The sequence below is a fragment of the Pseudomonas sp. GW821-FHT03E01 genome (genome assembly GCF_059420765.1).
This window is the reverse complement of the sequence record NZ_JBWKUI010000027.1, coordinates 1-11,182: the sequence shown is the minus strand read 5'-3', so window position 1 is coordinate 11,182 and position 11,182 is coordinate 1. Positions and strand designations below refer to the sequence as shown.

Here is an 11,182-nt window from a genome sequence, read left to right as displayed (position 1 = left end):
GAACAACTTCCTTGAGGGTGTGTGTATCAATAGGATTTGACGGTGTCGCCATGCTCGGTGAACGCATGCGCAGCCCCGCAGGCTTGCTGCAAAATGCGCAGCAATTCGGCCGGGTGTTCACAGCACAAGTTCGGGGCCTGGGTCTGCAAGTCTGGTGTCAGGCCATAACCCCAAGTGACTGCCGCCGAATACATGCCTGCAGCACGAGCCGTTTGCAGATCGATCTCCGTGTCACCGACGAACAAGCAGCGTTGCGGATCAACCGACAACCGCCGGGCGGCTTCCCATGCCACCTCCGGTTGCGGTTTGAGCGACCTGCCTGCGCGATGCCCCAGAATTGGCCCGAAAGCATTCTGCGGCAGCAACGTTCTGGAAACCTGCAACGCCATTTCCTCGGCCTTGTTGGTCACGATAGCCAGCGGTAGCTGTAGCTGTCGGCAGCCTTCGAGCAATTCCAAGACACCGCTGAATGGACGGGAAAATTGAACCAGGTTGTGCTGATAGAGCGCCACATAGCGCTGGTGCAAGGCGACCGCATCGACTATGCCGAACTGCGCGGCGACCCGCTCGCTCATCGCCGTGGTGCCGCCGCCGATGTATCCGCGCACTGTTTCCGAGGTCAGCGCCGGGCAACCATGTTCGAGCAGCACTTGGTTCAAGCACCAGGTGATGTCGGGCAAGGTGTCGACCAGAGTCCCGTCCAAATCGAAGAGTACGGCTTCGACCCGCAACCGAGACGCCATCATTGAGCACTGGCGTAGTGACAAGGACGCCCCTTGCGGAACACCAGGCGGTGGTAGCGCTCATCGACATTGCTGCGTTTTTCGAGGGTGACCACACCCCGTCGCTTGATGGCCACCGAATGCCAGGGCGTACGCCACAGGTCACTGGTTGGCACCAACCGGATACCGATCTTCGTCGAGACCGCCAACTGCGGGTGAATCGACAAGCGCAGGCAATGCGGGTAACGCGCCTGCAACAGCGCCCCCCAGGCTTCACTGCGCTGGATCACCCGCTGCGAGGCCGGTTTGGCGACCTTCTTCACCGCGTTGAGGCTCATGCCAGCGAATACTTTCAGTCCCGAGTAATCCTCGGAAAGAAAGCGATGGATGCCGCAGTACATCAACATCATGTGCGGATCATCCTTGAAGCGCTGCTGCAACAAGATCAATGACTGACCGTGCTCGATCATCATCTCTTCACGCATGGCGTCCAGACAATCCAGCTGTGGGTAGGCATCCTGGAGGTCGAAATGGGCGAACGTGCCGGGATAGTGCTGTTCGGCGTAGTCCTGGATAGCGTCGGTGTAGGCCTTAACGTCCGCATCGGGAACATGCACCAAGTCAGAGAACACATAGCCATCGGAGCAGATATGAATCAGCGCTCCCGGTGCGTAGATCTCCTGGATCTCCTTGCACAGGCGATGTAACTCGTCGATTGCATGATGTTCCGCAAAATCGGGCAGATGACTCAGGGTTTTCTTGCGGCTGGGCGATTTGCCGGGAAAGGCTGGCAAGACCATTTCAATCTTGCGACCGCTCTCGACCGCCTGCATGACCTTGGTCAGATGGGGTTCCAGCACCTGCGACGAAAGTTCGTGATCCTGCCCCGGGGCGAGGCTACGACGGCGAAACAGGCATTCAAGGATTTGCTCGGCAATGTTCATGTGTGGGGTGTTCTGATGCTCGTGCACCAGCTGACCGCACACCTGTTGAGCAACGGTGTTTGAACCTTGCATAGACAATCCCTTGTGTGGTGAACAACGGCCATCTTTTGGCCATCAGCAGATATCCCTTACCTGCGGGCGGCTAAATTCCTACAAGTTGTGAGGGCTGTCAATCGTGGCAATCCGGAATATTACGGCACCAAAATCACCGAAAACCCTCACACAGGCTCATGCAACGTCCAAGCTGGCAAAGCCATACTGCGGCCACACAAGTGTGTCTGGTCCTGATTCCATTACGCTCTTCCTGAAAAATAGATCGGAAGGTGTGAACCTTGTTCAGGATGGGACACCGTCCCCTTTTCTCGTTAGCCTGACAATCTGGTCAGTGCCGGCCACAGTTAGAATCAGCGGGAGGCTCAAAATTGAGTACGTTCGACAATGGACGACTAGATTTCCCGGACGGGACCACCTCATACACACTAAACGCACATATTGCCTGTCCGTTACCCTCAGCGGCGGGCCGATAAAGGGAAATCAGGGACAGACCACGTTTAATCGAAAGAGCACTGCCCTGCTCCCAAAAAACGTGGTCTGTCCCCGTTTATTTGTCCCCGTTTATTCCCCGGGACAGATCTATTTTTTGGGGCGCGCACCACAACCAAATAAATAAATCCGCCCACTTTCTTGTCGCAATATTTATTGAAGATGGGACATAACAAACAATTAGATCCGCCCTCTCTTGCTTTATTAAGCTTTGACTAGAACAAACTCCAAAAACACATCGCTATCTGCGATCGATTCAATAAACAATTTAGCTGCTTCTCTGGATGCTGTCGGAAATTCTCTCCCGGCTACAGCAACCAGAGTGGAAAAGTCAGCAATACAGTCCATATCAGGAACTCTTTTGCCTCCTGCTATTTTAAAGCCTTCAATTCCGAGCACTGCGGCGTCATTTTGCTCGCAAAACCCCAACAGTTTAATCGCATCATCCAAGCTAAATAGAGGCGTGCCCCCCCAGAGCAGGGTCGGCTCCAGCTTAATACCCATCAGTCCGAAATCTTTCATTAAATCAATCCCAAGAGTATAAACGGGTATATAAACGGGTATAAACTATAAGGTATAAACGGGGACAGACCACGTTTTCCATCTAAAAAATCTAGTGCTTTTTCGGTCTGCCCGGGCATCCCCGCCGAGCTCGTCGCCCAATTATAGCTTCAATTTCGGCTGCAAATCGCGAACCACCAAGTACATAGTTGCCATTGGTGGCAGCCCGAATCTGGTCAACCAATCCTATCTCCAACTCGCTTCTAAAAAGCTCGCGATAGACTTCAGCAGTCGATACATCTGTGTCCCCAAGCGATAGGTACTGAGCATGCGGGGTAATGAGATGCGAAAACTCTGATTGTGCGTTAGCACGATAACTCGACCAACGATATTCCGCAGGATGCGTCACCATTTTGGCTCTGACAGGATTCATCTCAATGTAGCGATAACAGGCCAATACATAACTATCACTTTGAACAAGGCACGAACGGAAGCGTCCTTCCCATAAAGTCCCACTACGTCCATATGTACGATTTATGTATTGCACATATCGTTGCCCTATTCCTTTCATAAGCAAACTGGTACTGCTGTGCTCATGAGGGCTAATCAACAAATGGACATGATTAGTCATAAGACACCATGCGTGAATTTCACACGAATTTTTGTTGGCCTGTTCAGCAAGCAGCTCTAAATAAAAAAGGTAATCATCCTCTGAAAAAAAGCAAACTGATCTATTATTTCCTCGTTGAATCAGATGCAAGGGGACACCTGGCATCAAGAGACGTGCTCTGCGTGGCATATGGTGAATCCGTTCACAATTAATGATGCCAATAGCTTAGTCAATTCTATGAAAAACAATCTCCCTATCTATTTCACACTATTTCAGATCGCTAAAGTGCGACACAGAAAAATGTAGTCTGCCCCCATTCTCTGCCATTCTCAGGATAAACGTGGTCTGCCCCCGTTTTTCGTGCGTTTTTCGCATTTTTAGCGCCCCAGCACTACCCGACCTAACAGCTTCAAACTACTAAAAACACCGCCGCATAAACATCACCATCTACCCCCCATAAAGATGGGTAAATAAATGATCAATTTTCTCATTACAAATGACAGAGCTTTTGGAAAACTCCAAAGAATCGGACACCGCAATCAATCCTCTGAGCTCAACGGGAATATCTTCTACCCTAGCAAAGGCAGTGGGTATCAAATATCGAAAGTAGTCACCCATTACAGTATTCCCATCATATCCAACAGGAAAATCCTCACCTGGCACACTTCCCTCAACACCATGAAAAACGTAAAAACCTTTAATTGATGGCAGACTATACTCCGTCAACCTTCCACTAAATAATGATCTGTTGGCTACCCATTCTTCAATCTCTCGCCTAGATGAAGTATGCCTATAGGCATAAGCCGAATAAAAACCCAATATCGTCTGCCCTTTTTTATTTTCCGAGCACTCATCAAACTCAGCAGATTCCCCCCAAATAAATTCATTAAAGCTATCGAGCCTTTCATCTACATCGGAAACTTCCAAAAGTATAGCTGGGAGCGCCCCAAAGCAGTTATTTACCATGACCGCAATGGCTCCATTTTTATCCATTGCGAACCAAGTAACCAGTTCGCCAAACCCGGGTTCCCAATACTTATTCAGTGTCATCATTTCTTCTCCGGCCAGACAACCTTGCAGTTCGGACAGGTATCAATAATCGCTTTCGGGGTGATCCCCCCTTCTTCTCTGACTGTCTTCGGACGCAAAGCATCCGGGGGAAAACGGGGACAGACCACGATTAAATTAAAGGAGCATTATCCACCCCCTCGATAAATGTGGTCTGTCCCCGCTTTCGTTAAATTCGCCGACCTTAACTCCGTCAATACATTTAAAAGTCTAGAGTACGCCAAAAAAGGCACATGCAACGCCATTACAAACCTCTGACTAAAAATCTCCAAAGGAACAAAAAACTCTACATCTCGCTTATTAGATACCTCAGAGCAGAGCTCTGCCGAAAGGTGGCTTATTATTTCAGAAATATCCAAAAACAAAATATCAACACCCCCCCTACCACCTTTCAAATGAACACCAGTTTCCGAAATGTAAAACACACCTTCCGGAAGCTTGACTGAGTACAAATAACTGCCAACAGACTCCACTGCATCATAATCCTCCCCAAAACCGGAAGACACCAAGCTTACAATTCGTTTTTTTACTGAAGAACTAATGCTCATTTCCTTAAGCCTCTAAGAAACTCTTTAAGCTCGTCATTCGTAGCTGGAAAACTGAGGGAGAACTTCTCGCCGACCTTGCCACCACCTAGGGACGCTCCCTCTTCGGTAGCATAATAACCTTTAAACGTTACTGTTTTTGCTCCTTGCGCCTGTGAGTACTCTACCAGTTTTTTCAAAGGTCCCACCAATTCGGCGGCCCCATCTGCACCGACACCAATAAAACCTTTCGACGTCCCAACGGAAAAATCATTAAATATTATCTCTGTTGAATTTAGCGTCACCTTAGGAGAATAAAACGTCCCTACATCATTGGGGAAAACGGGGACAAACCACGATTAAATTGAAGGAGCATTATCCAGCCCCTCGATAAATGTGGTCTGTCCCCGCTTTCGCCTGAAAATTGATCAGAAGGTGTAAACCTTATTCAGGACGGGACACTGTCAAATTTTACTATAGGATCGGACTCTTTGTACCAACTAACCAGTAGAGGCTAACAGCTATCACTCTTCGTCCCAGAAATTACCTGGTGGAGCATATTCACCACCTTTCAAAATAACGCACCAACCAAAATTCCTATAAAACATCTCAAGATCAATAATTTTGTAAACACCCAACCCAATTTCTTTCAAGGTGATCAGGCCAAAAGCATAGTGCGTGTATTTACCTCCTGCACTCGCAACAGCCCTTAACTCCAATTCTTTACGATCCCACTCGGACACTATCCCAGACGATTCCGGGATAGTGTCCGAAAAAGAAATTTCAAACTCTTTTGATATCTTGCACAAACAAGGAATTCGCTCTTGCCTGAGCAATTCATCAGCAATCAAGTTATCAGGAAAATTAATATTTAATTTCATTCCAAAGCACTCCGAGGAACAACAACCTCACCCGAGAAATTTCTCTCAAAGGTAGTAACAGGACTGAAATACTGCGTACCATGAGGATCACGAATAGCAACAACAGGAATACCGTTTTTAGTTGTAACTCCATCCACCACCACAAAGTGAGAGAAGTCAGAGCCTCCGCTTTTGTCAAAAAGCCGAACAACCACTGGGCGAAATCGGGGACAGACCACAAATAAATTGAAGGAGCAGTATCCCACCCTCGATAAACGTGGTCTGTCCCCGTTTTTCCCCCGCCCCGCCAGTTGCTTTTGCACCATTAAATCAGGCCAAGCTCTCGCAACCTAACCTCGCGTACAAAGTCCAATCCACCTACCTCGACTTTAGATCCGTCTGAGTAATGGGCGTGACCACAGACATTACACTGAAAAGCCAATAATCCGTTCTGTTTTCCTACAAAAATGCGCATACCATGAGACTCACACCTAGGACATTGCTCATCAATCTCAATTGTAACTAACTCTTCTATTGTATCGCGCAAAAAGCGCGCGATAGCTTCTACGTCTTTGGACTTGTAGCGTAAAATTACTTTTTTAAGGTGAGCTAATTCGCTAAGTTTAAAAGTAGAAAACTCTACAGGCATCAACTTCTCATCTATATGGGAAAGTTCATAAAAATTATAGGTCGAGAACGGCTCAACAGAAAAGCACTCATAATTGCGCCGCAACCACAAAAGGATTACGTCAAGCATATTCCTCAGTGAGGACTTATCACTCATGCGCGTAACAGCTGATTGCAACTCGTGCCAGACCTTCGGAGAGAGAGATCGCATCAATTGCCCGCCTTAACCGGAAAGGTTGTGATCAGGTTACCGGCTTTGTCGGTAAACACTTTTATCACAGAAGTGGGGGCTCCTCCATCCTTCAGCGTAGTAGTGCCAATCACTCGCCCCACAAACAGGGAAAACGGGGACAGACCACGATTAAATTGAAGGAGCATTATCCAGCCCTCGATAAATGTGGTCTGTCCCCGCTTTCGTCCCTTGCCTGATGAACTGGCTTTTGCGGGTATAGACGTAACCGTAGCACCATCCATGGAGAAGGACTGTTTAATATCGTCTATCGATTTCCCCCAAAATACTAGAGGGCTGCCCCACAAGATTACGAGGTATTCCCGCCTGTGTGGCTAAGTCTTCTAGGGTAAACGTGGTCTGTCCCCGTTTTCGTTCTTCAAGTTGCTTTTGCACCATCAGTTTTTTATGCGCCCTAAGAACTCCACCATTGCTAGTGGATCACGCTCCACGAGTTTTTCAATCAAATCTTCGGCTGCCCAGTGCAGAATCATGTCACCCCCATCCCCATCCTTGCAGAGGATGAGATCACTTGACAACGAAGAGTCAACAACATTGACCTCTCTATCACTGAGTGCCATCAGGCCACCGTAACCATCATAAGGAATGACCCAGTAAAAGCGCTCGTTCTCTATCCAGTAAATCCCAAACACCTGCACAGGCTCTTCTCGCCCAATTTCTCGAACAATCATATCCACATCACTCAATAGTTCTTCCGGGCTGCAGGGAAAACGGGGACAGACCACGTTTTCCATCTAAAAAATCTAGTGCTTTTTCGGTCTGCCCGGGCATCCCCGCCGAGCTCGTCGCCCAATCATAGCTTCAATCTCGGCTGCAAATCGCGAACCACCAAGTACATAGTTGCCATTGGTGGCAGCCCGAATCTGGTCAACCAATCCTATCTCCAACTCGCTTCTAAAAAGCTCACGATAGACTTCAGCAGTCGATACATCTGTGTCCCCAAGCGATAGGTACTGAGCATGCGGGGTAATGAGATGCGAAAACTCTGATTGTGCGTTAGCACGATAACTCGACCAACGATATTCCGCAGGATGCGTCACCATTTTGGCTCTGACAGGATTCATCTCAATGTAGCGATAACAGGCCAATACATAACTATCACTTTGAACAAAGCACGAACGGAAGCGCCCTTCCCATAAAGTCCCACTACGTCCATATGTACGATTTATGTATTGCACATATCGTTGCCCTATTCCTTTCATCAGCGAGCTGGTACTGCTGTGCTCATGAGGGCTAATCAACAAATGGATATGATTAGTCATAAGACACCATGCGTGAATTTCACACGAATTTTTGTTGGCCTGCTCAGCAAGCAGCTCTAAATAAAAAAGGTAATCATCCTCTGAAAAAAAGCAAACTGATCTATTATTTCCTCGTTGAATCAGATGCAAGGGGACACCTGGCATCAAGAGACGTGCTCTGCGTGGCATATGGTGAATCCGTTCACAATTAATGATGCCAATAGCTTAGTCAATTCTATGAAAAACAATCTCCCTATCTATTTCACACTATTTCAGATCGCTAAAGTGCGACACAGAAAAACGTAGTCTGCCCCCATTCTCTGCCATTCTCAGGATAAACGTGGTCTGTCCCCGTTTTTCGTGCCGACGCACCCGCAAAGCCGCTATTTATGGCGGCTGTGCGCGGGAGATCTTCGGATCTGCCGGTATTCTCTATGCCGGTTCGCCAACCTGCGCACAGCTGCCACCTAATCGTTTGGCGACGACTGAGTGACGGCATTGGCTCATCAAAATAGAGATTTCAAATGAATCGATACGTGCCCCTCACCGGAATCGACCTATTCCCGGCATCACTCCTCATCGACATCCAAGCGCCACTCGACGTGCTACACGCGATGGCGGATTACCGTATTCGCACGGTTACCCAGGTGCTGGAGAACATCGCCTTTCGCGCAGAAATTGGCTGCGACACCGTCGTTAACGAGTCACGCCATCAACAACACAGCTATAAACACAAGTCTTTCCGCCAATAGAAGCAGCGTCAACAGCACATTTTGCAGTAACTAATCAGCGACTAGATTCCGCACCAGACTCGCAACTTCAGATCTCAGCATTTCACCGTCAAGTTCATAGCATTCCCTCGACTCGTCTGGTCCGTACATGTCCGCGGCACAAAAAATACTAGACAAACACTCACTCAACGAAGGCTCGTCGTGCTGAAGTATGTTTTTATCGCGCTCAATTTTCCAAAGCTCAATATACGCCTCAGAAAAAATTTCGGCTGTCAGCCTACCCGCTACAAACGATCTTGCAAACTCCAAGATGGTAAGACTCATCGCAGCACTCCGTTTTTAATAAAGTTATCAAACTGCTGAGTTCCTGGTGCGAGTTTAAAACCAGTCACAAAATTACCTGACGCATCGAGCACAACAGCATTGTTAGTGGTTGAGTTAAAGAACACTTTGGAGTCTTTTACAAACCCATATGTACCTTGCTGAGTCGTAGAGGTGGATGCCATGTGTGTTTTGATTGCTGTCTCATACTGAGCAAGTGTCTCAGGATTTTTCTTAGTAGTCACCACACCAAAATCAGATGCATGTTTGAATTTTTTATCGAGCTGCTTCTGGGTAACACCAGTTAAAGCCTCAGCTACACTATTACCTTTTGCAGTCCCCTCGGCTAAAGCTGCACCGAATTTCTTCTCCAAAGACTCCAAAATTTCTTTGCTGACGGCCTCCGATATTGTAGCCGCCGCCTTCACCTTACCAGTTGGCGTTGGGAAAAACAGATCGATTCCCAACCCGACGATTTGCTCCGTCAGAGTCGGCTCAAAGAAAATTTCACGCAGGTCTGCCGGAGAGAATTGATTCAGAAACTCAACGGTCCCTGGATTTAGCTTTGAAGGGTCTTTCTCACCATCTACGATTTTCTGCAGGTCAGCCAATACATCCTGTGGTTGCAGATCCAAAAACTGTCCTTGGTCGTGCAGGGTGGCGAAACCTTTCTCCAAACGGGCGGCGGCCTCTCTGTGCACTTGCTGGTTATAGCGCTCGGCATTGCCTGCAACCCAACTTGCAGTCGCCGCATCCCCGCTGCCACCCAACGCGCCCGCCAAAACACCGATGATCTGCGCAGTACCGATCTTAAATTGATCATCGGTAACAAATCGATCATCTAGATATCGTCCCAAGGCGTCTGATGTGAGCTGCGTCAGGCCTTCAGCCGCAGCACCCGCCAGGGCCCCCGTCTTAAAGTCTCCTCCTTGTGCTGCGGACAGCGCACCACCCAGTACCGCATGCATAAAAATCTTGCCTGCTGTACCTGGATCTACGGCCAAGTAGTCTGCGAGATCGCCTACTTGTTTGTTGCCGAAGGCGGCAAGGAAGTCGAGCCCTTCAGAGACGAAAGCGTTGCCCAGGTTATCCTTCAAGCTGCCGCCGTTGATGGCGGTGTTAATCCCGCCCGCCACCAGCGCATGCGAGCCGCTGCGCAGTACATTTTGCACTGCGGTGTCCCAGTTCAGGAGGCTCGATGAGTAGCCTGGGTTGTTGACACCTGTGCCATTGAGAATCTGCCCACCGTCTACTTTCCAACCATCAACGGCGCTGTCCATGTAACCCAACGCATAAGCGGTCGCCCATTGGGTGGCATAGCCTTTGAGTGCGTCGCTACTGGTGGCGGCCTTAAAGCCTGCTCCCAGATCACCGCCACCGTTAACCGTACCTACTGCGAAATTACTGGCTATTGCCCCCATCAGAGGCCCTAAGAACATACTGGCGACGATAGCAATGATCAGCTGTGCCGCTGGCCCAAGCCCCGAATTGTCGTAATCGAACGATTCGTGGATTTCCTTGACCATCCGCCAATCGATGTCGCCGCGAGCTTCGGCGTCTTTGAGCCAGGCCAATTGCGGATCGGCCTTGACCATCGCATCGATGGACTGGCTGACGGTGTCCTGATTGATCTGGTTCAGATCAATGTGCAACCCCTCGACTGCTTTGATCGCAATGCTGCCACCAGCCACCATCTGAGTTTGACGAAGCGTTTCGTCGGTCCTGCCCTTACCTTCAGCCGAGAACCAAGCAGCATTGCTGCTGCTTTTGGTATGGCTTTCATCATGAAAGTCCTTCACCGCTTCGAAGGTGATGCTGCCGCCGCTGTCGAGGGTGATGTCCTTTCCGCTCTCCAAGTGAGCGTTCTGGTAACGCTGATTACCGCCACTGACCAGACTCAGGTCACCACCCGCCTTGATCTGGCTGCCGATATTTTTGATGTCGGTGACTTCATCGCGCTGGGTTTTTTCGCTGCCGAAACTGCCCTTTTTCTTCATGTCATACAGCGAGTAGTCGCGGTCCTGTGCGGCCAGCAACTGCAGATCACCGTCGGCATGCAGATAAGCTTCTTTGCCGGCGCTGATATCGCTGGCAACCAGCGTCATGTCCTTGCCAGACTTGATAGTGAGCTTGCCTCCCGCATCCAGTGAGGTGCCGATCTGACTGACGTGGTCTTCCTGACGGGTTTCTTTTTTGTCCTTGAAATAGGAATGCTCTTCGTTGGCGGCAGCACCGAAGAA

Annotated in this window: 13 protein-coding genes; 1 reads left to right on the top strand and 12 read right to left on the bottom strand. The window is 49.2% G+C overall.

Annotation, left to right across the window (positions count from 1 at the left end; translation table 11 throughout):
* Positions 1–26 precede the first annotated feature (26 nt).
* From AC07VO_RS29185 to AC07VO_RS29140, 10 genes are all read right to left on the bottom strand, one after another.
* Positions 27–743, bottom strand: a complete 717-nt coding sequence (locus tag AC07VO_RS29185; RefSeq protein WP_086946168.1) for an HAD family hydrolase — start codon at positions 741–743, stop codon at positions 27–29.
* Positions 743–1,738, bottom strand: a complete 996-nt coding sequence (locus AC07VO_RS29180; RefSeq protein WP_086946167.1) for an isocyanide synthase family protein — start codon at positions 1,736–1,738, stop codon at positions 743–745. The genes AC07VO_RS29185 and AC07VO_RS29180 overlap by 1 nt, the downstream gene beginning before the upstream one ends.
* 675 nt (positions 1,739–2,413) lie before the next feature.
* Complete coding sequence (locus AC07VO_RS29175; RefSeq protein WP_173861196.1) at positions 2,414–2,731, bottom strand: hypothetical protein; 318 nt, start codon at positions 2,729–2,731, stop codon at positions 2,414–2,416.
* Positions 2,732–2,822: 91 nt separating this feature from the next.
* A complete protein-coding gene (locus tag AC07VO_RS29170) occupies positions 2,823–3,470 on the bottom strand; it encodes a transposase (protein WP_225609345.1) in 648 nt (215 codons plus the stop codon).
* Positions 3,471–3,767: 297 nt separating this feature from the next.
* Positions 3,768–4,373 carry a hypothetical protein gene (locus AC07VO_RS29165; protein WP_086946477.1) on the bottom strand — a complete coding sequence of 202 codons (606 nt, stop codon included), beginning with the start codon at positions 4,371–4,373 and terminating at the stop codon, positions 3,768–3,770.
* A gap of 143 nt (positions 4,374–4,516) precedes the next feature.
* The gene (locus AC07VO_RS29160) at positions 4,517–4,936 is read right to left on the bottom strand and encodes a hypothetical protein (protein WP_495007728.1); all 420 of its coding nucleotides are present in this window, start codon (positions 4,934–4,936) and stop codon (positions 4,517–4,519) included.
* A gap of 500 nt (positions 4,937–5,436) precedes the next feature.
* The gene (locus AC07VO_RS29155) at positions 5,437–5,793 is read right to left on the bottom strand and encodes a hypothetical protein (protein ID WP_086946476.1); all 357 of its coding nucleotides are present in this window, start codon (positions 5,791–5,793) and stop codon (positions 5,437–5,439) included.
* Between the two features lie 304 nt (positions 5,794–6,097).
* A complete protein-coding gene (locus AC07VO_RS29150; protein ID WP_225609346.1) occupies positions 6,098–6,529 on the bottom strand; it encodes a hypothetical protein in 432 nt (143 codons plus the stop codon).
* A gap of 497 nt (positions 6,530–7,026) precedes the next feature.
* Positions 7,027–7,383, bottom strand: a complete 357-nt coding sequence (locus tag AC07VO_RS29145) for a hypothetical protein (RefSeq protein WP_225609347.1) — start codon at positions 7,381–7,383, stop codon at positions 7,027–7,029.
* Positions 7,384–7,392: 9 nt separating this feature from the next.
* Positions 7,393–8,040, bottom strand: a complete 648-nt coding sequence (locus AC07VO_RS29140; protein ID WP_225609348.1) for a transposase — start codon at positions 8,038–8,040, stop codon at positions 7,393–7,395.
* Between the two features lie 374 nt (positions 8,041–8,414).
* On the opposite strand from AC07VO_RS29140, the gene AC07VO_RS29135 reads away from it, so the two are divergent.
* Positions 8,415–8,642: a hypothetical protein gene (locus AC07VO_RS29135; protein WP_086944859.1), complete on the top strand. Its 228-nt coding sequence runs from the start codon at positions 8,415–8,417 to the stop codon at positions 8,640–8,642.
* 30 nt (positions 8,643–8,672) lie between these two features.
* Here AC07VO_RS29135 and AC07VO_RS29130 read toward each other — a convergent pair whose 3' ends face one another.
* Positions 8,673–8,945, bottom strand: coding sequence for a colicin immunity domain-containing protein (locus AC07VO_RS29130; RefSeq protein WP_086944858.1), 273 nt, complete (start codon positions 8,943–8,945; stop codon positions 8,673–8,675).
* A partial coding sequence (locus AC07VO_RS29125) for a DUF637 domain-containing protein (protein ID WP_492568355.1) occupies positions 8,942–11,182 on the bottom strand: 2,241 nt, incomplete at its 5' end. The genes AC07VO_RS29125 and AC07VO_RS29130, both read right to left, overlap by 4 nt.